Below are 24,726 nucleotides of genomic sequence, written 5' to 3'. Positions count from 1 at the left end.
TGAAACGGGCGTTTGACGCTCGTTTGCGTGGCAGTCAAACCGCTCTGGCGGGTACTTTCGAACCAAAATGGGTTGGAATGTGAGTACGGTGCAGCGTATTGCACCAATATAGTGCGCAAAGCTGAACGACGTCAGAAGAAACGCAGGAAAGGATTTTTCGGTTCGGCGGGTTTGTCTTTCAGCGGGCATTCCGGGCGAACGCCGTAGTCGGCGCTGACACACGGTTTGACCTGACGCTTCTGTGCCAGGGAAATGCGCTGCATGTGGAACGGCTGGTTGGCGGTTTTCTCCACGGTCCGGCCTTGGGCGTCGAGGATTTCCACCGACAGGTTGTGGCTGCCACGATCGATGTTGCTCAGCGGGAACACCGGGCTCAGGCCGGGTTCGCCGACGGCCTGGCCATCCAGCAGCAGGCGATACAAATGACCTTTTTGCAGGCCCGGCTCGCTGGTGACGCTGACGATCAGCTCTCCGGCGCTGCTGCGAATGGTCGCGTCCGGCTCGGGGATCAGCACCCGCAGCATGTCGTAGTGGAACAGCGGCGGCTCTGCTGATTTCATCGACGGCTTGACCGGTGCAGTGGCGGTTGGATTCGAGGCCATGCGATTGCTGGTGGCCAGCGGCACACGCTTGGCGTTGCCGCGCGGTTGATCGGTGTAGACGCGATTGCCCTGTGCATCGATGTAAGTGAACACCTCGGCCGATGCGCCAAACGCGATCAGCGACAGGCACAAGGCAATCAATCCTCGCCTCATGGCTTGTGCACCCGCTGCACGGTGAACACCACCGCCGGACTCTGCTGAATGATCGTCTCGCCATTGATCACCTGCACCGCCAGCCGATGCTCGCCCCGGTCGACGTTAACCAGTTGCAGGATCGGCACGTTGCTCGGTTGGCCATAAGGCGCGTCGTCCAGCAGCAGGCGCAATTGATGCGGCGGTTGCAGGCGCGGCTTGATCAGCACGCTGACCGTGAAGGTGCCGTTGTTGGCGCGCAGGGCTTCCTCGGTGGGCAGGCCGGTCAGCTCCAGCACTTCATAGACGTTACGCGCCGGCTCACGAGTGGCCGTATCGGCAGAGGGCGCATTCGGTGCCTGAGGCTGGACGCTGTTGAGCGGCGGCAACGCCACCGGCTGCACCTGCACGCCGTCCGGCGCGTGATCGCTGTAGACCGTGTTGCCGTCGGCGTCGGTGTACTTGTAAATCTGTGCGGCAGCGGGCAGGACGATCAGCAGCAACAGGAGAAAAAAACCACGACCCATGGATTCGACCGATCAACAATGAGATTGGCTTGCAGCATAGGCCAGGGGCGGCGGTAAGCCCAATCGGGACAATATCTGCTCACACAAACCGCTCAGGATTTATTGCGCGGCGCCAGGCGCACCCGTATTTTCGCGGGCGCCGGACAGGACACCTGCCTTGTAGTGCTCGATCAGGACCGGCACACCCTTGGCGTCGACTTCGCGCCATTCGCCTTCCTTTACGTCGTCAACGAAGTTGACGTTGAGGGTGTGGCCATTGTCGAGTCTGGTCACCCAGAGGCCTTGGCGTTTGTCATCGCGATATTCGCCGCGCTCGGTAGTGCCACGAACAGTCAATTCACTCAGGCCGTTGAGTTGGCCGTGGACATAGGTCTGGAATCCGGTGGCGACCCATTCCATGTCGTCGTGGTTGAGAAGCTGCCAACGACCCTCGCGCAAATCATTGTGGAATTCGCCCTCCAGTGTTTGCCCATCCTGGTACAGCGTCCACTGGCCCTCTCGTTTGCCCTCTACGAAATTGCCGGACTCCGAATATTTCTCGTCTTTGGAAGAAGACCACGGACCGACCCGAACGCCCTGCTTGTAGGCACCTTGGGCCGAGAGCGAGCCGGAATCATAAGACACCGATTGGCCGTCTTCGCTGCCGGTGAATTTAGTCGGTTCGGTTTCCCAGGCAATACGCCTCACCCGATAGTTGTAGAGCGTGCGCTTGCCCTCGACGAGCGTCTGGTCGAGCCATCGCCAGAAAGTAACGGTAAGGAACCGGCCGTTTTTTTCCTGATAGGTCTTCTTGAAGAAGTAAGGTTCGTCATCTGGCGTCGGGTCGCTCAGTGGGTCGTAGTACTGGCCGTAAAAGCTCACCAGTTTCCCTTGGCTGAAATCGAGCTGGTCGAATTCCGGTATGCCGGACTCTTCAAGGAAGAGGCTGTAGTTGAGCGGGGTGATTTGGCTCAGAGCCTTCTTGATGGTCAGGGCGTCGAGGTGTTTGCGACCTTCGGCGATGCGGTCCAGCGCCGGCTGCAATCGCGTGACGCGGCTGTAGAGGTGGTCGTTGGCGTTGTATTTGTAGGCGTAGATTTTGTAGCGGTCGTTTTGCCGAAAAAGCACGAAGCGGGTCGGATCCTCACTGTCGAGCGACATGAGAAAAACCGATTCGATGTTCACCTGGCCGAACTCATCAAGCAGTTGTGGGCGTTCGCCCGGCGTGTCGCAACGGCAGTAATAGCCTTTGACGCCGTTCGTTTCCTTGATGAACGCCAGAGTCATCGAGCTTTCCTGCAAGCCCTGGATCAGCGGGTGAGCCAGCGGCTTGTCTTCATAGAACTCGGCAGCGCCAGTTGTTGAGCGGGCGAGGCCGGCCATCAGGGCGATAGCCCGTAACCACTTCATGCGAATCCCTTCGTCAAGGCGCCGGTCGTGGCGCGAAAGCGGCGGATTATCCATGGATGAGCGGGCACAAAAAAGGCCTCCCGAAGGAGGCCTTTCTTTGTCACGCCGCGTAGCGCGGCGCTACCGGATCAGCAGCTGTAGTACAGCTCATATTCCAGTGGGTGTACGAAGGTGCGGACCTTGATTTCTTCTTCGGATTTCAGCGCGATGTAAGCGTCGATGAAGTCGTCGGAGAACACGCCGCCCTTGGTCAGGAACGCACGGCCCTTGTCCAGCTCTTCCAGGGCTTCTTTCAGGCTGCCGCAAACTTGCGGGATCTCTTTCGCCTCTTCAGGCGGCAGGTCGTACAGGTTCTTGTCGGCAGCATCGCCTGGGTGGATCTTGTTCTGGATACCGTCCAGACCAGCCATCAGCAGCGCTGCGAAAGCCAGGTACGGGTTGGCAGCCGGATCCGGGAAGCGGGCTTCGATACGACGGCCTTTCGGGCTGTTGACGTAAGGAATACGGATCGAGGCGGAACGGTTGCGAGCCGAGTAGGCCAGCATCACTGGAGCTTCGAAGCCTGGCACCAGACGCTTGTAGGAGTTGGTGGCCGGGTTGGTGAAGCCGTTCAGGGCCTTACCGTGCTTGATGATGCCGCCGATGAAGTACAGGGCGGTGTCGGACAGGCCGGCATAGCCTTCACCCGCGAAGGTGTTCTTGCCATCTTTGGAGATGGACATGTGAACGTGCATGCCCGAACCGTTGTCGCCGTACAGAGGCTTCGGCATGAAGGTCGCGGTACGGCCGTAGGCGTCGGCAACGTTGTGGACAACGTATTTCAGGGTCTGGGTTTCGTCGGCTTTCTTCACCAGGGTGTTGAACTTGACGCCGATTTCGTTCTGGCCGGCAGTTGCCACTTCGTGGTGGTGAACTTCAACGGTCAGGCCCATTTCTTCCAGTGCGTTGCACATGGAGGTACGGATTTCGTGGTCGTGGTCGAACGGCGGAACCGGGAAGTAGCCACCTTTCACGCCTGGACGGTGGCCTTTGTTGCCGCCTTCCACGTCCTGGTCGGACATCCACGAGCCTTGCTCGGAGTAGATCTTGAACATCGAACCGGAGATGTCGGACTTGAACTTCACTTCGTCGAAGATGAAGAACTCAGGCTCTGGACCGGCGAATACGGTGTCACCGATACCGGTGGTCTTCAGGTATTCCTCGGCGCGGCGGGCGATGGCGCGCGGGTCGCGATCGTAACCTTGCATGGTCGAAGGTTCGATGATGTCGCAGACCAGGATCAGGGTCGGCTCTTCGGTGAACGGGTCCAGAACGGCGGTTTCGTCGTCCGGCAGCAGGATCATGTCGGAGGCTTCGATGCCTTTCCAGCCAGCGATGGAGGAACCGTCGAACATCTTGCCAACTTCGAAGAAGTCGTCTTCCAGCGCATCGCGAGCCGGCATGGTCACGTGGTGCTGAGTGCCTTTGGTGTCCGTGAAGCGCAGATCAATCCACTTGACGTCATGATCTTTGATGAGTTGAACCGACTTCGACATAGTGTCCTCCGGGTGAATTAGGGCGGGTAGTGGATGCCCTTAATAGTGGTGATGCCGGCGCGAATACTCTGCCAAGGCAACCTGCCTCACAAGGGAGCAAATTGCATGCCAGTGCCCCAGCATGGGTTTTTTGCCCCAAATTCACGCTTCTAAAGGTCGAAAGCGCCTTAATGGCAGAAAACTCGCCCTTTAATGTAGCGTTTGAACTGAGAATTGACCCGTTTTGGTGCGCGCAAAACCTTCTGCACATTAACTGGTTAAACCTTGAGCAATTTCCGCTATAATCCGCGCCCCCCTTTTTCGGCTGGCCCTGCGCGCGCTGTTTTCATGAAACTAATCGTAAAAGTCTTCCCCGAGATCACCATCAAAAGCCGACCTGTCCGGACGAAATTCATCCGCCAGCTGGCCAAGAACATCCGCACCGTGCTCCGCGACCTGGACCCGGCCGTGGTGGTGAACGGTGTGTGGGACAACCTCGAGCTGGAAACCCGCGTCACCGACCCCAAGGCCCTGAAAGAGATGGGCGAACGCCTGACCTGCATGCCGGGCATCGCGCACTTTCTGCAGATCGACGAGTACCCGCTGGGTGACTTCGACGACATCACCGAGAAGTGCAAACAGCACTACGGCGATGCGCTGGCCGGGAAGATCTTCTCGGTGCGCTGCAAGCGTGCGGGCAAGCATGCGTTCAGCTCGATGGACGTCGAAAAATACGTCGGCAGCAAGCTGCGCCGTGAGTGCGGTGCCGCCGGAATCGACCTGAAACAGCCGGAAATCGAAGTCCGTATCGAAGTTCGCGACAAACGGTTGTTTGTGATCCACAGCCAGCACAATGGTATCGGCGGTTACCCGCTCGGTGCGCTGGAACAGACGCTGGTGCTGATGTCAGGCGGCTTTGACTCGACGGTTGCCGCGTACCAGATCCTGCGTCGCGGCCTGATGACGCACTTCTGCTTCTTCAATCTGGGCGGTCGTGCCCACGAATTGGGCGTGATGGAAGTCGCGCATTTCATCTGGAAGAAGTACGGCAGCTCGCAACGCGTGCTATTTGTCAGTGTTCCGTTCGAAGAAGTCTTGGGCGAAATTCTCGGCAAGGTCGACGACAGTCATATGGGCGTCGTGTTGAAGCGTATGATGTTGCGCGCCGCATCGAGCATTGCCGAACGCCTGCACATCGATGCGCTGGTCACCGGCGAAGCGATTTCCCAGGTGTCGAGCCAGACGCTGCCGAACCTGTCGGTCATCGATTGCGTCACCGACAAGCTGGTGCTGCGACCGCTGATCGTCGCCCACAAGCAGGACATCATCGACACGGCCGACCAGATCGGTACCGGTGATTTCGCCCGGCACATGCCGGAATACTGCGGCGTCATCTCGGTCAACCCGAAGACCGCCGCCAAGCGTGGCCGGGTCGAGCACGAAGAGCAGGAATTCGACATGGCGGTGCTCGAGCGTGCGCTCGCAAACGCCAGACTGGTGCCGATCGATCGGGTGATCGACGAATTGGGCCAGGATTTGCAGATCGAAGAAGTCAGCGAAGCACTGGCCGGTCAGATCGTCATCGACATCCGCCACCCGGATGCCGCCGAGGATGACCCGCTGGAACTCGCCGGCATAGAGGTACAGACGATGCCGTTCTACGCAGTGAACGCTCGTTTCAAGGAACTGGACCCTACTCGCCAGTACCTGCTGTATTGCGACAAAGGCGTGATGAGTCGCCTGCATGCTCACCATTTGCTCAGTGAGGGGCATGCCAATGTGCGCGTTTATCGACCGAGCTAAGTGCCCGGGGCTGTTTGCCTGTGGCCTGCGTCACCGGCCCCCCGACACCGCCGTCAAGCTGTAACGGCCATGCCGGACACTACTGTCAATCGCTGCCAAGACTTGTCAGCAAACCGAATCCTCTGATCGAGATACACAAGTGATCGAAAATCTACGCAACATCGCCATCATTGCCCACGTTGACCATGGTAAGACCACCCTGGTAGACAAACTCCTGCGTCAATCCGGCACCCTGGAGCGCAACGAGCTCAACGACGAGCGCGTGATGGACTCCAACGACCAGGAAAAAGAGCGCGGCATTACCATTCTGGCGAAAAACACCGCCATCAACTGGAACGGCTACCACATCAACATCGTGGACACCCCGGGCCACGCCGACTTCGGCGGCGAAGTCGAGCGCGTAATGTCCATGGTTGACTCCGTGCTGCTGCTGGTCGACGCTCAAGACGGCCCTATGCCGCAAACCCGTTTCGTGACCAAGAAGGCTTTCGAAGCCGGCCTGCGTCCAATCGTGGTCATCAACAAGGTTGACCGTCCGGGCGCGCGTCCTGACTGGGTTCTGGACCAGATCTTCGATCTGTTCGACAACCTGGGCGCTACCGAAGAACAACTGGACTTCCAGGTTGTTTACGCTTCGGCCCTGAACGGCATCGCCGGTCTGGACCACACCGCCATGGGCGAAGACATGACCGCGCTGTACCAGGCGGTAGTCGACCACGTTCCGCCTCCGGCTGTTGACCGTGACGGTCCGTTCCAGATGCAGATCTCCGCTCTGGACTACAACAGCTTCCTGGGTGTTATCGGTGTTGGCCGTATCGCTCGTGGTCGCGTCAAGCCGAACACTCCGGTTGTCGCTATCAGCGCCGACGGCAAGCGCCGCAACGGTCGTATCCTGAAGCTGATGGGTCACCACGGTCTGCACCGCGTTGACGTTGAAGAAGCAGCAGCCGGCGACATCGTCTGCATCAGCGGTTTCGACGAGCTGTTCATCTCCGACACCCTGTGCGACATCAACAACGTCGAGGCGATGAAGCCGCTGACCGTTGACGAGCCAACCGTTTCCATGACCTTCCAGGTAAACGACTCGCCATTCTGCGGTAAAGAAGGCAAGTTCGTGACCTCCCGTAACATCAAGGATCGTCTGGACAAAGAGCTGCTGTACAACGTTGCACTGCGCGTTGAAGAAGGCGACTCGGCTGACAAGTTCAAGGTTTCCGGCCGTGGTGAGCTGCACCTCTCGGTACTGATCGAAACCATGCGTCGCGAAGGCTTCGAGCTGGCCCTGGGCCGTCCTGAAGTGATCATCCGTGAAGTTGACGGCGTGAAGCAGGAACCGTTCGAAAACGTGACCATCGACATCCCTGAAGAATCCCAGGGCAAGGTCATGGAAGAAATGGGTCTGCGTAAAGGCGACCTGAGCAACATGGTGCCGGATGGCAAGGGCCGTGTTCGTCTGGAATACAACATCCCTGCTCGCGGTCTGATCGGTTTCCGTAACCAGTTCCTGACCCTGACCAACGGTGCTGGCATCCTGACCTCGATCTTCGACCGTTACGCTCCAGTGAAGTCGGGCCACATGTCCGGCCGTCAGAACGGCGTTCTGGTTTCGGTTGAAACCGGCAAGGCACTGACCTACTCCCTGGAAACCCTGCAGGCTCGTGGCAAGCTGTTCGTAGAACACGGCCAGGAGATCTACAACGGTCAGATCGTTGGTCAGAACTCCCGCGACAACGACCTGGGTGTGAACCCGACCAAAGGCAAGAAGCTCGACAACATGCGTGCTTCGGGTAAAGACGAAACCATCGCTCTGGTCCCACCTGTTCGCTTCACCCTGGAACAGGCTCTGGAATACATCCAGGAAGACGAGCTGTGCGAAGTGACTCCTAAGTCCATCCGTCTTCGCAAGAAGATCCTGGACGAAAGCGAGCGTACCCGCGCTGCCAAGAAAGCCAAGGCGTAATTTAGCCCAGGCTTAAAAAAACGCCCCCGGTCGAGAGACCGGGGGCGTTTTTGTTTATTCGGGGAAAAGTGCTGAACCTCAAAAGCCCCCTCACCCTAACCCTCTCCCGGAGGGAGAGGGGACCGATTGGGGGATGCTCAAGAAGTACGCCGACCTGATCGGGATTTACCGAATCCATAATCGACTGGTTGTTTCAGGTCGATGTATGACGCAAGACGACCTCGGTCGGCTCCCTCTCCCTCCGGGAGAGGGCTGGGGTGAGGGGGCGAGGTTCGAGGGTTGGAGTGAGGGTCGGCTTTTAGAAGCGTTCGATCGACCGCGAATTCTGTACCCGTTCCACTTCCTTTGGCTTGTACGCGCAGTAACCCGGGCGCGGGCCGATTTTCGGGTGGTTGCGGCAGGTGTCCGGGCGCTTGTCATAAATGGTGCACAGGCGGCTTTTGCGATCCAGGTAGTAGCAATCGTTGTTGCTCATGCGCTGCAGGGTGAAGATCCCCGACTTCTGGTTGAAGCGCTCGACCAGCCCTTCCTTTTGCAGACGCTTGGCGATGTTCTTCGGCGGGTCGCCCAGTTCGAACTCGTCGACCACGCCGATGCGTACCAGGTCCTTGATCTTGACCTCGACCGGCAGCGTGCAGCAGCTGGAAACGCACGAGCCGCACATCGGGGCCGAATATTTGGCCCAGGTATCGAGACGGTCGATCTCGGCGGCGGCGATCAGGTTGGGCTTCATCATCGGTGTTTACCAGGCGTGTGCATCAGGGCGCGCGATCATACCGGGACTGGTGGATTTTTGAACAACCTTTCGCCAGATTTTTTCTTCATGCACCCGCATCGTCCGACAATTCGGCACGGCCCCTGCATTCATTGAGGCATTCGCCAGAGTATTGCCGGTCGATCTCACACTCTCGGTAAAAACTGCCGAACCAGAGCCCTTACCGTCGGTCAGACCGTCTAGGCTCTGACAACTCCCCGCTCGCTCGAGGTCCTATCGATGACTCAAGAACCACTAGTTCGCGAAGCAGAGGTGGCCGCATTCCGCGACGCCGTCCTGACCAAACTCACCTACGCGGTGGGCAAAGACCCGGATCACGCCTTCGACCATGACTGGTTCGAAGCCATCGCCCTGGCGGCGCGCGATCACATGGTCGAGCACTGGATGGACCACACCCGGCAGATTTACCGCAAAGGCCAGAAGCGGGTGTATTACCTCTCGCTGGAATTCCTCATCGGGCGCCTGCTGTACGACAGCCTGAGCAACCTCGGTTTGCTGGACGTCGCCCGTGAAGCCTTGACCGAGCTGGGCGTCGATCTGGAGCGCATCCGCATCCTGGAGCCGGATGCGGCGCTGGGCAACGGTGGCCTCGGACGGTTGGCGGCATGCTTCATGGAAAGCATGTCGACCCTCGGCATCGCCGGCCATGGCTATGGCATTCGTTATGAACACGGGCTGTTCCGTCAGGCCATCGTCGACGGTTGGCAACAGGAGCAGACCGAGCACTGGCTGGATTTCGGCAACCCCTGGGAGTTCGAGCGGCCGGAGGTGGTCTATCCGATCGGCTTTGGCGGCAGCGTCGAGACCGTCACCGACGCCAATGGCAACTCCCGGCAGGTCTGGCACCCGGCGGAAACCGTCCGGGCGATTGCCTACGACACCCCAGTGGTCGGCTGGCGCGGGGCGAGCGTCAATACCTTGCGCCTGTGGCGGGCCCGAGCGATGGAGGACTTGCACCTGGAGCGCTTCAACGCCGGCGACCACCTGGGCGCCGTCGCCGAAGTGGCCCGGGCCGAAAGTATCTCCCGCGTGCTCTACCCGGCGGACAGCACCGAAGCCGGGCAGGAACTGCGCCTGCGTCAGGAATACTTCTTCGTCGCCGCCTCGCTTCAGGACCTGCTGCGCCGTCATCGCAACATGCACACCTCGGTGCTGACCCTCGGCGATCACGCGGCGATCCAGCTCAACGACACCCACCCTTCGATCGCCGTCGCCGAACTGATGCGCCAACTGGTCGATGTCTACGACGTGGCCTGGGACGCGGCGTGGCAAGTGACTGTCGATACGCTGTCGTACACCAACCACACGCTGCTCCCCGAAGCGCTGGAAACCTGGCCGGTGGGGCTGATGGAACGCATGCTGCCGCGGCACATGCAGATCATTTACCTGATCAACGCCCAGCACATCGATTCGCTGCGGGCCAAGGGCATCCACGATTTCGACGTGCTGCGCGCGGTGTCGCTGATCGAGGAAGACAACGGGCGCCGGGTGCGCATGGGCAACCTCGCGTTCCTCGGCTCCCACAGCGTCAACGGCGTGTCCGGGCTGCACACGCAACTGATGCGCAAAACCGTGTTCGCTGAACTGCACAAGCTGTATCCGGAGCGAATCAACAACAAGACCAACGGCATCACCTTCCGCCGCTGGCTGTACCAGGCCAACCCGGAGTTGACCTCGATGCTGGTCGATGCCCTTGGCCCGGACGTTCTGGATAACCCCGAAGAGCGTCTGCTCGATCTTGAACCGTTCGCCGAGAAACCCGCCTTCCGCAAAGCCTTCGCCGAGCAACGGTTGCACAGCAAAAAGGCCCTCGCTTACCTGATCCATGAACGGCTGGGGATCGCGGTCAACCCGGCGGCGATGTTCGACGTGCAGGTCAAACGGATCCACGAATACAAACGCCAGCTGCTCAACCTGATGCACACCGTCGCGCTGTATCAGGCGATCCGTGCCGAGCCGGAAATCGACTGGGTGCCACGGGTGAAAATCTTCGCCGGCAAGGCTGCGGCGAGTTATCACCAGGCCAAGCTGATCATCAAACTGACCAACGACATCGCCCGGGTGGTGAACAACGACCCGACCGTGCGCGGCCTGCTCAAAGTGGTGTTCCTGCCCAACTACAATGTCAGCCTGGCGGAAAGCATCATTCCGGCGGCGGACCTGTCGGAGCAGATCTCCACCGCCGGTTTCGAGGCCTCGGGCACCAGCAACATGAAGTTCGGCCTGAACGGTGCGCTGACGATCGGCACCCTCGACGGCGCCAACGTGGAAATGTGCGAAAACATCGGCGCCGAGCACATGTTCATCTTTGGTCTCAGTGCCCAGCAGGTCGAGGCGCGCAAGCAGAACCACGAGTTCAGCGCGGTGCCGGACATTGCCGCGTCCCATCGCCTCAACGATGTATTGCAGGCGATCCGCAGCGGGGTGTTCTCGCCGGACGACACGTCGCGCTACACCGGGCTGATCGATTCGCTGGTGGATTACGACCGGTTCTTCGTCTGCGCCGATTTCGACTCCTACTGGGAGGCGCAGATGCGTGTCGATGCGCATTGGCACGACGCCAACAACTGGTGGCGTTCGGCGGTGCTGAATACCTCTCGCATGGGTTGGTTCTCGTCCGACCGGACTATCCGCGAGTACGCCACGGATATCTGGAAGGCACTCGAGTAACTTTTAGCGACAAATGTGCGCCCGGCCCCACGATTGTTGGGCCGGGCCGATATACTGAGCCTTGGTTCCGCCCCGCCACGGGGCTGCTCAGGGATATCGACCATGCAATGGATGTTCATGTTGATCGGGCTGCTGCTCGGCTGGCTGCTCGACGAGTCGTTCAGCGATGCGCTGTTGGGCGCCTTGCTCGGGCTCGCCATTGGCCAGGCGATGCGTATCGCGCGGCTCGGTTCACAGGCTGCCGAGCAACAGCGTCAGCTGGATCACGCGAAGATTGCGTTGCAGGGCGTCGAACAGCGTCTGTTTCTGCTGGAAGGCGCTCCGGCGCATTCGCCAGCGTCGCCGAGCGTCGCGCCGGTCAGCGAAACGATCGTTGAACCCGTCACGGTATTTGAACAACCCGCTGCCGCAGAACCCGAGCTGGTCTGGGAACTGCCTCCCGAGCTCGAACCTGTTGCTGTCGCCGCCAGCGCATCCAGCCAGCCGCTGCCGGTCGATGTCTGGCGTCTGGACGCCGTTACGCCCGAGCCTGAACCCCGACAACCCGCCGAACCCCGTGGCCCGAACCTCATCGAGCGCGGCATCAGCGCTGCGCGCAACTGGCTGTTCGGTGGCAACACCGTGCTGCGGGTCGGCGTGGTGTTGTTGTTTTTCGGTCTGGCGTTCCTGCTGCGCTACGCCACCGAAGGCATGGTGGTGCCGATCGAATTGCGTTACGCCGGAGTTGCGGCGGCAGCACTGGGCTTGCTGGCGCTGGGCTGGTGGTTGCGCCATCGCAACAACAGCTACGCCTTGATGCTGCAAGGCACCGGGATCGCAGTGCTGTACCTGACGGTGTTTGCGGCGATGCGTCTGCATCCGCTGCTCGATCCGTCTGCCGCGCTGGGATTGCTGGTGGCAGTGACGGTGTTTTCGGCCATTCTGGCCATCACCCAGGATTCCCTCGCTCTAGCCTGCGTCGCCGCACTGGGCGGTTTCGCCGCGCCGATTCTGACCTCCACCGGCGCCGGCAACCACGTCGCGCTATTCAGTTATTTCGCGCTGCTCAACGCCGGCATTCTGGCCATCGCCTGGTTCAAGGCCTGGCGCCTGCTCAACCTGATCGGCTTCGTTGGGACCTTCGGCATCGGTTTCGCCTGGGGCCTGCGTTCGTACACGCCGGAACTGCTGTGGAGCACCGAACCGTTCCTGATTCTGTTCTTCCTGATGTACCTGGCCATCGGCCTGCTGTTCGCCCGACGCAAGTTGCTGGACATGCCGGACGCCCCGGCGGACGACGATCGCGAGGCGCTGCTGCACTGGTCGGCGCGCAAGGGCGATTACGTCGACGGGACGATGCTGTTCGGCCCGCCGCTGGTGGGTTTCGGCCTGCAATTCGCGCTGGTGCAGCATCTGGAATTCGCTGCCGCGTTCAGTGCGCTGGCGCTGGGCATGATCTACATGGCCCTGGCCAAAGTGCTGATGGGCGGCCGGGCGTTGTTGCTGGGTGAGACTTGCCTGGCGCTTGGGGTGATTTTCGCCAGCCTGGCGATTCCGCTGGGGCTGGATGCACGCTGGACATCTGCCGCGTGGGCGGTGGAGGGTGCGGGGATTTTCTGGCTGGGCTTGCGCCAGCAACGGCCGTTGGCCCGGGCTTTCGCATTGCTGTTGCAACTGGGTTCGGCGCTGGCGTTTCTCAGCCAGTTGCGCGTCGGCGAAAGCAGCCTGCTCGACGGAGCGCCTCTGGGCGCATTGATGCTCGGCGCGGCGTTGCTGTTCAGCTTCTATCAATTGCGCAAGGCGTCGCCGGAGCAAACTTCACCTTGGGAGCGTCAGGGTTTGCCGGTGCTGGCGTGCCTGGGGCTGACCTTCCTGTATCTGCTGGCGTCGCTGTTCTTCTTCATTCAGGGCACGGCGATCAGTTGGGCATTGGCCGGGCTGGCGACCTTGTTCGTCGGCTTGCGCCTGCAATCGCGCACGTTCCTGTTCACCGCGTTTGCCGTGCAGTTGCTTGGCGGGGCGTTATTCCTGTTGCGCCTGCAAGGGGCGGGCGAGGATTCGGCGGCCGTTTTCAGCGCCGGCTGGAGCGGTCTGCTCAGCGCCTCGCTGATCGGTCTGGCGCTGATCGCCGGCATGCTGCTGGCGGCGCGTGACGAGATGGTGCGCAGCGATGTGCGGCTGCTGCGCGGTTTGTCGGTGGTGCTGCTGGCGGGGCTGGTACTGATCAATCTGGCGGTGTTGTTCGTGCTGCCGTGGCAAACCGCGAGTGCCGTTTGGGCGGCCAGTGGCTTGCTGATCATCTGGCTCAGTCTGTACCTCAAGCAGCGCGTGAGTTTTGTGTTCGGTCTGCTGTTGCAACTGATCGGCGGCGCGGCGTTTCTGCTCGCCGGTCCCGAGCTGCTCGGGCTGCTGTCCAGCGAGGGGCTGCGACCGCTGGCCCATGGCGGATTCTGGACGCCACTGGTGCTGGGCCTGGCGGCGATGATCGGAGCGTGGCGCCTGCAACTTGGCAATCATGCCTCGGCGTTCGATGTGCTGAGTCTGCAGCGACTTTCGGAAGTGTTGCTGGTGTGGGGCGCCGGTTGGTGGGCGCTGGCGTGGGTCAGCGAAGTGCTGCGGTTTGCGCCGCAGAATCTCCAGGCGACGCTGTTGCTGCTGGTGGCCGCGCTGAGCGTCGCGTTGTGGACGTTGTTGGCCTTGCGTCTGAAATGGCCTTCGCTCGGGTTGCTCTGCACCGTGCTGATTCCGGCGGCCGGACTTGTGTTGCTCGGCGCGTGGCACTCGCGTTATCACCCGGCGGCGGATTTCGGCTGGCTGGTGTGGGCGGCGGTGTTCGTTGTGCATTTCATCAGCCTGCGACGTCTGGCACCGATGCTGCCGGCGCGGGCCTTGAGCACGGCGCATGTGCTCGGTTGCTGGCTGCTGATCGGCGTGCTGGCGCTGGAATTGCGCTACGGCCTGCTGCTGTTGTCCGAGCAATACAACGCCTGGCGCTGGCTGGGCTGGGCGATTCTGCCGAGTTTGTATCTGTTGCTGATGGCCGCACCGCGTCAGTGGCCATGGCCGGTGGCAGCGTTCCCTCGTGAATATCGCCTGTACGCGGCGGCGCCGCTGGCGGTGTTGATGCTGGTCTGGTTCTGGCTGGCCAATGGCGTCAGCGATGGCAATGCCGAACCGTTGCCTTATGTGCCGCTGCTCAACCCGCTGGAGTTGGGTCTGCTGTTTGCGCTGTTCGGTGTTTACGTCTGGTCGCGCAGCGCCGTAGCCGAGCTGTCGATCCGCCAGGATTACGCGGCATACGCTACGCAACTGATTGCCGGCGTTTCGCTGTTCGCGTTCTGCACTGCGCTGGTGACCCGCGCCGCGCACCATTGGGCGGGGATTCCGTTCGAACTCGATCTGCTGCTCGAATCGATGCTGGTGCAGGCCGGTCTGTCCATCGTCTGGACGCTGATGGCGCTGGGTCTGATGATCGGCGGGCACCTGCGTCATCGCCGCGAAGTGTGGCTGATCGGCGCGGCGCTGATTGCGCTGGTGGTGGCCAAACTGATTTTTGTCGAATTGAGCAACCGTGGCGGACTGGCCCGGATCGTCTCGTTCATCGGCGTCGGCGTTTTGTTGCTGGTGGTGGGCTACTTTGCGCCGCTGCCGCCCAAACGCGTTGACGCTGCACCGGCGGCGGACAAACCGGCCCCGGAAACCGAAGGAGTGTCGTCTTGAGTCGCAAGCTTAATTTCGGGTGGCTGTTGCTGGGCGTGGCCATGACGGCCGGCGCCCAGGAAAAACCGGCGGACTTCGCCGCGCAGGTGCCGTTGTCGGTCAGTGGCGCAGGCCCGTGGTATCGCCTCGAACTGCCGCTGAACGTGCAGTTGCAGGCGCGTCAGACTGATCTCAGCGATCTGCGGGTGTTCAACGCCGCCGGAGAACCGCAGGCCTATGCGCTGGCCCGGGAATCGGCGCAGACCCGCGACGATGGCCAATTGCATGAGGTGAAGTGGTTCCCGCTGTACAACTCGGCGGATGCCACCGAACGTGCGCCGAGCGTTCGCGTGCAATCCACCACCACCGGCACGCTGGTGGAAGTGCAGCCGTCCAGTCAACTTGAAGCCGGTGAAGAAGTACTGCGCGGCTGGCTGCTCGACGCCAGTGCGATCAAGGCGCCGTTGCAGCAACTTTTCCTCGACTGGACCAGCGAGCGCGACGGCTTCCAGCGTTTCAGCATCGAGGCCAGCGACGACCTGCAGCACTGGCAAGCCTGGGGCGAAGGCCAGGTCGCGCGCCTGACCTTTGCCGACGAACGGGTCGAGCAGCATGAAGTCGCGCTGCCAGGGCAATCGGCGCGGTATCTGCGTCTGCTTTGGGATTCACCGGCCTCGGCGCCGGTCCTGACGTCAGCGCAACTGAAAAGCAGCGACCCGCGCAACTTGCCGCTGCCATTGGTCTGGTCGCCAGCGTTGGCCGGCAGCAGCGGCAAGCCCGGCGAATACACCTGGCAGTTGCCGATGGGGCTGAACATCGAGCGGGTGCAGGTCGAGCTGAAGCAAGCCAACAGCCTCGCGCCGGTGACACTTTCGGGGCGTCGCGAAAGCAGTCTGCCGTGGCAAGCGATTAGCAGCGGCTTGCTCTATCGCCTGACCCAGAATGGCCAGGACGTGGTGCAGAACGAATTGCAGCTGTACGGGCAGACCGTGCAGCAGTTGAAACTCACGGTCGACGAACGCGGCGGCGGTCTCGGCGAGCAGGCACCGAGCGTGAAATACGCGGTGCGCGCCACTCAGGTGATCTTCCTCGCGCGCGGCGACGGGCCTTACAGCCTGGCGCTGGGCAGTCCGACGGTGAAGACGGCGAACCTGCCGCTGACCACGCTGATCCCCGATTTCAAACCGGAGAAACTGGCCACGCTGGGCAAGGCCACGGTGCAGGGTGAAGCGCTGGCGACTCAGACCTCGACGGCCACCACGGCTGCGACCACCGACACCCACTGGAAGAAGTTCGGCCTGTGGGCGGTGTTGCTGCTCAGTGTGCTGTTTCTGGCGGCGATGGCCTTCAGTCTGCTGCGCAAGCCGCCGGCCAAATCCTGAATATGAAGGGTGTGGCCTCTACACCCGTCGGGTTTCCAACTACGCTGAATCCGGTGCCTGAACTCTCTGGGTTCGATCACGTCTGATAGCAGGAATTGCACCCGACGCACGTTACCGGGCGTCATTGCTCGCTACGGTTTCAGACTCCCTGTAAACTGCGCGGGTTTTTAGCCCCCCATTCCACCGGAGCCGTCCATGTCCCGCGTTACCCTGAGTCGCTATTTGATTGAGCAGACCCGCAGCAACAACACTCCTGCCGATCTGCGTTTCCTGATCGAAGTGGTGGCGCGCGCCTGTAAAGAAATCAGCCACGCCGTGTCCAAAGGCGCCCTGGGCGGTGTTCTGGGCAGCATGGGCACGGAAAACGTGCAAGGCGAAGTGCAGAAGAAGCTCGACGTGCTGTCGAACGAAATCCTGCTCGAAGCCAACGAATGGGGCGGTCACCTGGCCGGCATGGCGTCCGAAGAAATGGACAACGCCTACCAGATCCCGGGCAAATACCCGAAAGGCGCCTACCTGCTGGTATTCGACCCGCTGGACGGTTCGTCGAACATCGACATCAACGCGCCGGTCGGCACCATCTTCTCCGTGCTGCGTTGCCCGAACGAATACCTGAGCCAGAACGAAGCCCTGGATGAAAAGGCCTTCCTGCAGCCGGGCACTCAGCAAGTTGCCGCCGGTTATGCCATCTATGGCCCGCAGACCATGCTGGTGCTGACCCTGGGCCACGGCGTCAAAGGCTTCACCCTGGACCGCGAAATGGGCAGCTTCGTCCTGACCCACGAAGACATCACCATTCCTGAATCCACCCAGGAATTCGCCATCAACATGTCCAACCAGCGTCACTGGGAAGCTCCGGTACAGCGCTACGTTTCGGAACTGCTGGCCGGTGAAGAAGGCCCGCTGAAAAAGAACTACAACATGCGCTGGGTCGCGGCGATGGTTGCCGACGTGCACCGCATCCTGACCCGTGGCGGTCTGTTCATGTACCCGCGCGACAGTCGCGAGCCGTCCAAACCGGGCAAACTGCGCCTGATGTACGAAGCCAACCCGATGTCGTTCCTGGTGGAACAGGCAGGCGGCGCTTCCACCGACGGTCACCAGCGCATTCTCGATATCAAGCCTGAAGGCCTGCACCAGCGCGTAGCGGTGTTCCTCGGCTCGAAAGAAGAAGTCGCCCGCGCCACGGCGTACCACAAGGAATAAACCATGACCGCGCCCTGGCAGCCGTTGCTCGATTGGTGGTTCGGTCATGCCGAATCGGCTACTGAAGTGACGGCGCAACAGGGCGGGTTGTGGTTCGGCAAGAAAGACAGCCAGGATCTCGAAGCGCGTGAGCGTTTCGGGGTCTTTGTCGATCAGGCCCTCGCTGGCGAATTGACCGAGTGGACGCAACGTCCCGAAGGCTGGCTGGCGCTGGTGCTGTTGCTCGACCAACTCCCGCGAATGATCTTTCGCGATACGCCCAAGGCTTTTTCCGGTGATCTACGGGCCCAGAAACTGGTCGCTCAGGGGATTGCTGCAGACTTCGATCGGCAGTTGAAGCCGATCCAGCGCCTCTTCATCTACCTCGTCTTCGAACACTGCGAAAACCTCGCGGTGCAGAATGAAGCGGTCTCGCGATTCATCAAGCTGGTGGCTGAACAGCCGGAGGCGGAGCGCGGGGTGTTTGCCGACAACCTGGATTATGCCGAGCGGCATCAGAAGGTGATTGCGCGGTTTGGACGGTTTCCGCATCGCAATGCGGTGTTGGGGCGGGAGTCTACGGTTGAGGAATTGGAGTTTTTGAAAGAGCCGGGTTCGCGGTTTTAGGGCGATTTTCGGCAACCTCAAAAAGCGGCCCTCACCCTAACCCTCTCCCAGAGGGAGAGGGGACTGACCGAGGTGTTTGGTCGTGATACATCGACCTGAAGGTCCAGAGTCGAACTCCGGATTTGAAAGGCATGGAGATCGGCTCCCTTTCCCCCTCGCCCCCTTGGGGGAGAGGGTTGGGGTGAGGGGGTTGCTCTTGATCTTCAGATTCTGAAACTACCCACCAACTGCTTGAGTCGCGCAGCCTGCTGCTCCAGATCCGCACAAGCCCGCAACGTCGCCTGCAAGTTCTCCACGCCTTCCTGGTTCAGCGTATTGATCTCGTTGATATCCACGTTGATCGACTCGACCACCGCCGTCTGCTCTTCCGTCGCGGTCGCCACCGACTGGTTCATGCCGTCGATCTCGCCGATGCGCTGGGTCACGCTGCCCAGACGTTCGCCGGCCTGGTTGGCGATGCCGACGCTGCTTTCGCTCTCACGCTGGCTCTCGGTCATGATGCCGACCGCCTGACGCGCGCCGACTTGCAGCTCTTCAATCATCTTCTGCACTTGCTGCGCCGAATCCTGGGTGCGGTGTGCCAGGTTGCGGACTTCGTCGGCCACCACGGCGAAACCACGACCGGCTTCACCGGCACGGGCCGCTTCGATGGCGGCGTTGAGCGCCAGCAGGTTGGTCTGCTGGGAGATGCTGGTGATCACTTCCAGAATCTGCCCGATGTTCACGGTGTTGCTGTTCAGGGTTTCGATGTTGCCGCAGGAGTCGCTGATCTTCGCCGACAGTTGCTGCATCGCGTGGATAGTCTTGTCCACCACCTGCTGGCCGTCTTCGGCCAGGCTGCGCGCATCGCTTGAGTGTTGCGAGGCGAGGGCGGCGTTCTGGGCGATTTCCTGGGCGGCAGCGCCGAGCTGGTTGATCGCGGCGGCCACGCTATTGGTGCGCGAGGCCTGCTGGTCGGAGTTGAACATCGACGAGTTCGACGCCGCGACCACGCGCAGCGCGACTTCGTTGACTTGCCCGGTGGCCGAGGAGACTTCGCGGATCGAGGTGTGGATGCGCTCGACGAAACGGTTGAACGACAGCCCCAGCGCACCGAATTCATCGTGGCCGTGGATGGTCAGGCGTTTGGTCAGGTCACCTTCGCCTTCGGCGATGTCGTGCATGGCGCGGCCCATGGTCAGCAGCGGCTGCATCAGCACGCGGATCAGCATGCCGAGCAGGGCGATGATGATCACCACGGCGATGACCATCGCGATCAGCGCCGAGGTGCGGAACTCGCTGAGCATCGAGAACGCGGTGTCCTTGTCCAGCACCAGCGCCACGTACCAGTCGGCCGACGGCACGCCGTTGACGCGGGTGAAGGAGATCAGTTGGGTCTTGCCGTCGAACTCGACTTCTTTCAGGCCCGGGCTGACGTTCGGCGCGCCGTTGGGATAGGCCTCGGCCAGGGTCTTGAGTACCAGCTTGCTGTCCGGGTGGATCAGGATCTTGCCGTCGGCGCTGACGATGAACGCATGGCCGTGGCCGCCGAAGTTCAGTGAGTTGATGATTGCGCTGACGCTGGACAGATCAATGTCGGCACCGGCCACACCAATCATCTGGCCCTGGCGCTGTACCGGCGTGGCGACGGTGATCACCAGTTTGCCCGACGAGGCGGCGATGTACGGTTCGGTGACGATGGTCTGTTGCGCAGCGTTGGCGGCCTTGTACCAGCCACGGGCGCGCGGGTCGTAATCCGGTGCGCGGTTGCCGGCCGGGACCGAGAACATCACGCCGTCGGCGCCGCCGAAGTAGCTGAGCTGGAAATTGCCGGTGTAGGCGGGCAGGTCGATGATGCGTTTCAGGCTGGCCGGGGCGTTGCCGTCGGCGACAACCTGCTGCGCCATCGATTGCAGCAACTGGATGCGGCTTTCCAGCCAGGTCTGGATGTTGCTGGTGGTCAGGCTGCCCAGTTCCTGCATCGATGCTTCGGTGCTACTTTGCAGGGCTTCGCGCTGGCGATAGTCGTTGAACAAAATGAAACAGGCGAATGCAACGGCCACCACGAGGGCGGCAGCCAACAAGATCTTGTGGCTGAATTTCATGTTTCTGGTCATTAAGAGAGCTACCGCGAAGGGGCTGGTCAAGAAAGGGCGGCAATTTGCCACACTCTGGGGCTTTGCGCTGCTGTTATTTCGACCGCCACGCGCCAAAGATTAGGCGCCTTTTGCTAAAAGCGACGAAATGCTCGATAGCCTTACAAACTGTCTGATTTACCGGCAAAAGCCGGACGAGCGGGTTAACAAATAGCCAGCCTCCCAGGGAACCAGACAGGGGTTTTCTCTTCTAAGCTTCTGGTTGGCGCCATGCCATCCCCCTTCCGTTCCAGGAGTTACACCATGTCGCTGCGATCTATCGCCCTTCTGTCGTTTTGCGTGCTGTTGGCCGCATGCAGCAAGGTCAATCAGGAAAACTATTCGAAGCTCTCGGCCGGCATGGCCAAGGCCGAAGTGGAGACGCTGCTTGGCAAGCCCACCGATTGCTCGGGCGCGCTCGGCATGTCCAGTTGCACCTGGGGCGACAAGAACAGCTTTATCAGCGTGCAGTACGCCGGTGACAAAGTGCTGATGTTTTCCGGCCAAGGCCTGAAGTAAACCGGGGCTTCGCGCCCACGGGAGAAAAACAATGAAGCGGTTATTGCTTGTCCTTTTGGCCGGCCTGGTATTGGTCGGCTGCGCCACGTCCGGTGAAGATCCGCTGGCGCCGAAGACGGTCAACAGTGTCAATCTCAAGCGTTACCAGGGCACCTGGTACGAACTGGCGCGTCTGCCGATGTACTTCCAGCGCAATTGCGCGCAGTCCGAAGCCCGTTACTCGCTCAAGCCCGACGGCAATGTGGCGGTGTACAACCGCTGCCTGACGGCGGACTGGACGTGGGAAGAAGTCAAAGGCACGGCTTATCCACAGGTGCCGGGCAAGACCGACAAGCTGTGGGTCGAATTCGATACCTGGTTCTCGCGCCTGATTCCGGGTGTGGCGAAGGGTCAATACTGGGTGCTGTACGTCAGCGATGACTACAAGACCGCCCTCGTCGGTGACCCGAGTCGTCGCTACCTGTGGCTGTTGTCCCGCACGCCGACCGTCAACGGTGTGGTGCGTGAGGAGCTGTTGAGCAAGGCGCGTCAGCAGGGTTATGACACCACGCGCCTGATCTGGCGTACGTCGGATCAACAAATGGCCAAGACGTCCAACTGACTTCTCCTGTTCTGATCGTTCCCACGCTCCGCGTGGGAATGCCTCAATGGACGCTCTGCGTCTGCTTTTGGGACGCGGAGCGTTCCGGGCTGCATTCCCACGCAGAGCGTGGGAACGATCAGTAACAGAAGTTTGTGTCAGCCCAAAAGCTCTCGCAGGACCTGGGTAAAGGCGCGATTGCTGTCCTCCTCCCCGGCATGTCGCCCCTCGCGCACGACCCACTGACCGTTGACCAGCACATCGCGCACCTGACGGTCGCCACCGGCAAACAGCCAGCGATTGAGAATCCCGTCACCGCTGGCCGTGGCCAGATACGGATCGTTGCCATCGAGTACGATCCAGTCGGCACGCTTGCCGACTTCCAGCGCACCGATCGGCTGGCCCAGTGCCTGAGCGCCACCGTCCAGTGCCGCGTCATACAGCGTACGGCCGACCATCGGCTGATCCGCGCCATACAAGCGATTGCGCCGCTGATCGCGCAGACGCTGGCCGTATTCCAGCCAGCGCAGTTCTTCCACCACACTCAACGACACATGGCTGTCGGAGCCGATGCCCATCCGCCCGCCCTGAGCGAGGAAATCCACCGCCGGGAAAATCCCGTCGCCGAGGTTGGCCTCTGTGGTCAGGCACAGGCCGGCGATGGCGCGACTCTTGGCCATCAGCGTGACTTCTTCCGGATTGGCGTGGGTCGCGTGCACCAGGCACCAGCGCTGATCGACCTCGGTGTTTTCGTACAACCATTGCAGCGGACGGCGACCGCTCCAGCTCAGGCAGTCGTCGACTTCCTTCTGCTGCTCGGCGATGTGGATGTGCACCGGGCATTGCTGGTCGCTGGCCGCCAGTACTTCGCTGATCTGCTGTGGCGTGACCGCGCGCAACGAGTGAAAGCACAGGCCCAGCGACTGCGCCTTTTGCTGTGCCAGCAGCGGTTGCAGGCGCGATTGCAGCTTCAGGTAGTTTTCGGTGCTGTTGATGAAACGGCGCTGGCCTTCGTTCGGCGTCTGGCCACCGAAACCGCTGTGGCTGTAGAGCACGGGCAGCAAGGTCAGACCGATGCCGACGGAACTGGCCGCCTGGCTGATGCGCAATGCCAGTTCCGCCGGGTCGGCGTAAGGCTGGCCGTTGTTATCGTGGTGGACGTAATGGAATTCGGCGACCGAGGTATAACCGGCCTTGAGCATTTCGATGTACAGCTGACGGGCAATCACACCGAGCTGATCGGGGCTGATTTTTCCGACGAGCCGATACATCAGATCGCGCCAGGTCCAGAAACTGTCGTTGGGATTGCCGGCCACTTCCGCCAGTCCCGCCATCGCTCGCTGGAACGCGTGGGAGTGCAGATTCGGCATCCCCGGCAGCAGCGGACCGCTCAGCCGTTCGGCGCCGTCTGCAGTGGAATCGGCCTGGATTCGGGTCAACACGCCATCGGCGCTGACCTCGAGACGTACATTGTTGGCCCATCCGTTAGGCAGCAGCGCGCGTTCGGCAAAGAAGGCGGACATGGTTCAGCACCCCATCGTGTGTTATTTGTATATACATATACAGACGTTTGCCTGCCCGGTAAACTCCGGCAAGCTAGCAACTTTCATCCAATGAACAGGGATCCACCGTGCCGACTCCGCCTCCAGTCTCCCCGTTGGCCGCGAACATGGGCGACAGTCCGGCGCCCTTGTACGCCCGCGTCAAACAGATGATCACCCAGCAGATCGACAGCGGTAACTGGCCGCCGCATTACCGCGTGCCGTCGGAAAGCGAGCTGGTCAGCCAGCTGGGTTTCAGCCGCATGACCATCAACCGCGCGTTGCGGGAAATGACCGCCGACGGTCTGCTGGTGCGTATGCAAGGCGTCGGCACTTTCGTTGCTGAGCCGAAGAGCCAGTCCGCGCTGTTCGAAGTGCACAACATCGCCGACGAAATCGCCTCCCGTGGCCATCGCCACACTTGCCAGGTGATCACCCTGGAAGAAGAGGCTGCCGGTTCCGAGCGCGCGCTGGCGCTGGACATGCGCGAAGGGCAGAAGGTCTTTCACTCGCTGATCGTGCACTACGAAAACGATGTTCCGGTGCAAATCGAAGACCGTTTCGTCAATGCGCTGGTCGCCCCGGAATACCTCAAGCAGGACTTCACCCTGCAAACGCCTTACGCCTATCTGAACCAGGTCGCGCCGCTGACCGAAGGCGAGCACGTGGTCGAAGCGATCCTTGCCGAAGCGTCCGAATGCAAATTGCTGCAGATCGAAAAAGGCGAGCCTTGCCTTTTGATCCGTCGTCGTACCTGGTCGGGTCGTCAGCCGGTGACGGCGGCGCGCCTGATCCACCCCGGTTCCCGTCATCGTCTGGAAGGTCGGTTTCATAAATGAGTGAAGTGAAGGTTTTACGCGCTGAGGGCTACCCGCGCATGCCGTGGAAAAACGGCGGCGGCAGCACCGAGGAAATCACCCGTGACGCCGGCGCCGGCCTCGACGGTTTTGGCTGGCGTCTGTCGATTGCCGACATCGCCGAATCCGGCGGTTTTTCGACCTTCGCCGGTTACCAGCGGGTGATCACGGTGTTGCAGGGCGACGGCATGACCCTGTGTGTCGACGGCGACGATACCCGGCCACTGTTACCCCTCGACCCGTTTGCCTTCAGCGGCGAAAGCCAGGTGTCCTGCACCTTGCTCGGCGGCGCGATCCGCGATTTCAACCTGATCTACTCGCCCCAGCGTTACCGTGCGCGCCTGCAATGGCTGGACGGCGACCAGCGGTTTTTCAGTTCGGCGAGCACCGTGCTGGTCTTCAGCGTCAGCGAACTGCTGGAGGTCACGGTCGGTGACAGTGCATCGCAACTCGGCCGCCATGACTGTCTGCAACTGGACGGTAACACCGGGCTGACCGAGATCGCCGTCAATGCCGGCTGCTGCGTGATCGAACTGTCCCCGCACTGATTCCTTCACACGCTCTGCGTGGGAAACGATCAAAAACCGCTGCTTTGAAAGCAGCGGTTTTTTTTCGTCCCGACGTTCCCGAAATGCGCACCAACTTGTTACCGAACGCCCCAGCGTGGCGCAAAACCGCGCTTCCGTAACAACCTCTCGCCACCCTCAATTCACCCCACGGAAAATTTCATGAACGCCAGAGCCCTTGATTCAGGCGCTCTGCAGCCCTGTTCGGAATTTTTATTGAACAGCCCTCCAACAAGTTGGCCGCTTGATTGCATATGCTTGTATGTACAAGTAAAGACGTATGCGTATGAGTCGAACGAGACTCT

Annotated in this window: 18 protein-coding genes; 11 read left to right on the top strand and 7 right to left on the bottom strand. The window is 61.0% G+C overall.

Annotated features, from left to right (window positions below; genetic code table 11):
* Positions 1 to 131 precede the first annotated feature (131 nt).
* The 4 genes from QRN46_RS22525 to glnA form a co-directional block, all read right to left on the bottom strand.
* Positions 132 to 755 (bottom strand): DUF4124 domain-containing protein, encoded by a 624-nt coding sequence (locus QRN46_RS22525; RefSeq protein ID WP_011332029.1) that lies wholly within the window; start codon positions 753 to 755, stop codon positions 132 to 134.
* Positions 752 to 1,261: a DUF4124 domain-containing protein gene (locus tag QRN46_RS22520; RefSeq protein ID WP_011332030.1), complete on the bottom strand. Its 510-nt coding sequence runs from the start codon at positions 1,259 to 1,261 to the stop codon at positions 752 to 754. Before QRN46_RS22520 ends, QRN46_RS22525 begins: the two co-directional genes overlap by 4 nt.
* Positions 1,262 to 1,360: 99 nt before the next feature.
* Complete coding sequence (locus tag QRN46_RS22515; protein WP_111539332.1) at positions 1,361 to 2,704, bottom strand: toxin-antitoxin system YwqK family antitoxin; 1,344 nt, start codon at positions 2,702 to 2,704, stop codon at positions 1,361 to 1,363.
* Between the two features lie 74 nt (positions 2,705 to 2,778).
* Positions 2,779 to 4,185, bottom strand: coding sequence for a glutamate--ammonia ligase (gene glnA / locus QRN46_RS22510; protein ID WP_011332032.1), 1,407 nt, complete (start codon positions 4,183 to 4,185; stop codon positions 2,779 to 2,781).
* A 327-nt stretch (positions 4,186 to 4,512) separates the two neighbouring features.
* Here glnA and thiI point away from each other — a divergent pair, with 327 nt between their 5' ends.
* Entirely contained in the window at positions 4,513 to 5,967 is a 1,455-nt protein-coding gene (gene thiI, locus QRN46_RS22505) for a tRNA uracil 4-sulfurtransferase ThiI (protein ID WP_011332034.1), read from the top strand.
* A 139-nt stretch (positions 5,968 to 6,106) separates the two neighbouring features.
* Positions 6,107 to 7,927, top strand: coding sequence for a translational GTPase TypA (gene typA / locus QRN46_RS22500; RefSeq protein WP_007952502.1), 1,821 nt, complete (start codon positions 6,107 to 6,109; stop codon positions 7,925 to 7,927).
* Between the two features lie 298 nt (positions 7,928 to 8,225).
* On the opposite strand, the gene QRN46_RS22495 is transcribed toward typA, so the two are convergent.
* Positions 8,226 to 8,663: a YkgJ family cysteine cluster protein gene (locus QRN46_RS22495; protein ID WP_007952500.1), complete on the bottom strand. Its 438-nt coding sequence runs from the start codon at positions 8,661 to 8,663 to the stop codon at positions 8,226 to 8,228.
* Positions 8,664 to 8,921: 258 nt separating this feature from the next.
* Here QRN46_RS22495 and QRN46_RS22490 point away from each other — a divergent pair, with 258 nt between their 5' ends.
* The 5 genes from QRN46_RS22490 to QRN46_RS22470 all read left to right on the top strand — a co-directional run bounded on the left by QRN46_RS22490 (position 8,922) and on the right by QRN46_RS22470 (position 18,244).
* Positions 8,922 to 11,372 (top strand): glycogen/starch/alpha-glucan phosphorylase, encoded by a 2,451-nt coding sequence (locus tag QRN46_RS22490; protein ID WP_011332035.1) that lies wholly within the window; start codon positions 8,922 to 8,924, stop codon positions 11,370 to 11,372.
* Positions 11,373 to 11,474: 102 nt separating this feature from the next.
* Positions 11,475 to 15,071: a DUF2339 domain-containing protein gene (locus QRN46_RS22485; RefSeq protein WP_221615527.1), complete on the top strand. Its 3,597-nt coding sequence runs from the start codon at positions 11,475 to 11,477 to the stop codon at positions 15,069 to 15,071.
* Positions 15,068 to 16,432, top strand: a complete 1,365-nt coding sequence (locus tag QRN46_RS22480) for a DUF3999 domain-containing protein (protein WP_201817881.1) — start codon at positions 15,068 to 15,070, stop codon at positions 16,430 to 16,432. The genes QRN46_RS22485 and QRN46_RS22480 overlap by 4 nt, the downstream gene beginning before the upstream one ends.
* A gap of 195 nt (positions 16,433 to 16,627) precedes the next feature.
* Positions 16,628 to 17,638 (top strand): class 1 fructose-bisphosphatase, encoded by a 1,011-nt coding sequence (locus QRN46_RS22475; protein WP_007952492.1) that lies wholly within the window; start codon positions 16,628 to 16,630, stop codon positions 17,636 to 17,638.
* A gap of 3 nt (positions 17,639 to 17,641) precedes the next feature.
* Positions 17,642 to 18,244: a DUF924 family protein gene (locus QRN46_RS22470; protein ID WP_221615526.1), complete on the top strand. Its 603-nt coding sequence runs from the start codon at positions 17,642 to 17,644 to the stop codon at positions 18,242 to 18,244.
* Positions 18,245 to 18,447: 203 nt separating this feature from the next.
* Here the strand turns inward: QRN46_RS22470 and QRN46_RS22465 are convergent, their stop codons facing one another.
* The gene (locus QRN46_RS22465) at positions 18,448 to 20,340 is read right to left on the bottom strand and encodes a methyl-accepting chemotaxis protein (protein ID WP_201817876.1); all 1,893 of its coding nucleotides are present in this window, start codon (positions 20,338 to 20,340) and stop codon (positions 18,448 to 18,450) included.
* A 282-nt stretch (positions 20,341 to 20,622) separates the two neighbouring features.
* Here QRN46_RS22465 and QRN46_RS22460 point away from each other — a divergent pair, with 282 nt between their 5' ends.
* Positions 20,623 to 20,877 carry a hypothetical protein gene (locus QRN46_RS22460; protein WP_007952486.1) on the top strand — a complete coding sequence of 85 codons (255 nt, stop codon included), beginning with the start codon at positions 20,623 to 20,625 and terminating at the stop codon, positions 20,875 to 20,877.
* 31 nt (positions 20,878 to 20,908) lie between these two features.
* Positions 20,909 to 21,478, top strand: coding sequence for a lipocalin family protein (locus tag QRN46_RS22455; protein ID WP_108559160.1), 570 nt, complete (start codon positions 20,909 to 20,911; stop codon positions 21,476 to 21,478).
* 137 nt (positions 21,479 to 21,615) lie between these two features.
* Here QRN46_RS22455 and QRN46_RS22450 read toward each other — a convergent pair whose 3' ends face one another.
* Complete coding sequence (locus tag QRN46_RS22450; RefSeq protein ID WP_011332041.1) at positions 21,616 to 22,980, bottom strand: formimidoylglutamate deiminase; 1,365 nt, start codon at positions 22,978 to 22,980, stop codon at positions 21,616 to 21,618.
* Between the two features lie 146 nt (positions 22,981 to 23,126).
* Between QRN46_RS22450 and hutC the strand changes: the two genes are divergently transcribed.
* Together hutC and QRN46_RS22440 are read left to right on the top strand one after the other, a co-directional pair.
* Positions 23,127 to 23,837 (top strand): histidine utilization transcriptional repressor HutC, encoded by a 711-nt coding sequence (hutC, locus tag QRN46_RS22445; protein ID WP_170928949.1) that lies wholly within the window; start codon positions 23,127 to 23,129, stop codon positions 23,835 to 23,837.
* Complete coding sequence (locus tag QRN46_RS22440; protein WP_011332043.1) at positions 23,834 to 24,403, top strand: HutD/Ves family protein; 570 nt, start codon at positions 23,834 to 23,836, stop codon at positions 24,401 to 24,403. Before hutC ends, QRN46_RS22440 begins: the two co-directional genes overlap by 4 nt.
* Positions 24,404 to 24,726: the final 323 nt, after the last annotated feature.

The sequence above is a fragment of the Pseudomonas sp. lyk4-R2A-10 genome (assembly GCF_030209075.1).
In the GTDB taxonomy this organism is placed as follows: domain Bacteria; phylum Pseudomonadota; class Gammaproteobacteria; order Pseudomonadales; family Pseudomonadaceae; genus Aquipseudomonas; species Aquipseudomonas glycinae.
Note: the sequence above shows the minus strand (reverse complement) of the source record. Positions and strands in the feature narration are given on the sequence as shown.

Bases quoted from the DNA above. Each gene is read 5' to 3' on its own strand.
- QRN46_RS22525 (WP_011332029.1), bottom strand. From the start codon at position 755: ATGAGGCGAGGATTGATTGCCTTGTGCCTGTCGCTGATCGCGTTTGGC.
- QRN46_RS22520 (WP_011332030.1), bottom strand. From the start codon at position 1,261: ATGGGTCGTGGTTTTTTTCTCCTGTTGCTGCTGATCGTCCTGCCCGCT.
- QRN46_RS22515 (WP_111539332.1), bottom strand. From the start codon at position 2,704: ATGGATAATCCGCCGCTTTCGCGCCACGACCGGCGCCTTGACGAAGGG.
- glnA (WP_011332032.1), bottom strand. From the start codon at position 4,185: ATGTCGAAGTCGGTTCAACTCATCAAAGATCATGACGTCAAGTGGATT.
- thiI (WP_011332034.1), top strand. From the start codon at position 4,513: ATGAAACTAATCGTAAAAGTCTTCCCCGAGATCACCATCAAAAGCCGA.
- QRN46_RS22495 (WP_007952500.1), bottom strand. From the start codon at position 8,663: ATGATGAAGCCCAACCTGATCGCCGCCGCCGAGATCGACCGTCTCGAT.
- QRN46_RS22490 (WP_011332035.1), top strand. From the start codon at position 8,922: ATGACTCAAGAACCACTAGTTCGCGAAGCAGAGGTGGCCGCATTCCGC.
- QRN46_RS22485 (WP_221615527.1), top strand. From the start codon at position 11,475: ATGCAATGGATGTTCATGTTGATCGGGCTGCTGCTCGGCTGGCTGCTC.
- QRN46_RS22475 (WP_007952492.1), top strand. From the start codon at position 16,628: ATGTCCCGCGTTACCCTGAGTCGCTATTTGATTGAGCAGACCCGCAGC.
- QRN46_RS22470 (WP_221615526.1), top strand. From the start codon at position 17,642: ATGACCGCGCCCTGGCAGCCGTTGCTCGATTGGTGGTTCGGTCATGCC.
- QRN46_RS22465 (WP_201817876.1), bottom strand. From the start codon at position 20,340: ATGACCAGAAACATGAAATTCAGCCACAAGATCTTGTTGGCTGCCGCC.
- QRN46_RS22460 (WP_007952486.1), top strand. From the start codon at position 20,623: ATGTCGCTGCGATCTATCGCCCTTCTGTCGTTTTGCGTGCTGTTGGCC.
- QRN46_RS22455 (WP_108559160.1), top strand. From the start codon at position 20,909: ATGAAGCGGTTATTGCTTGTCCTTTTGGCCGGCCTGGTATTGGTCGGC.
- QRN46_RS22450 (WP_011332041.1), bottom strand. From the start codon at position 22,980: ATGTCCGCCTTCTTTGCCGAACGCGCGCTGCTGCCTAACGGATGGGCC.
- hutC (WP_170928949.1), top strand. From the start codon at position 23,127: ATGGGCGACAGTCCGGCGCCCTTGTACGCCCGCGTCAAACAGATGATC.
- QRN46_RS22440 (WP_011332043.1), top strand. From the start codon at position 23,834: ATGAGTGAAGTGAAGGTTTTACGCGCTGAGGGCTACCCGCGCATGCCG.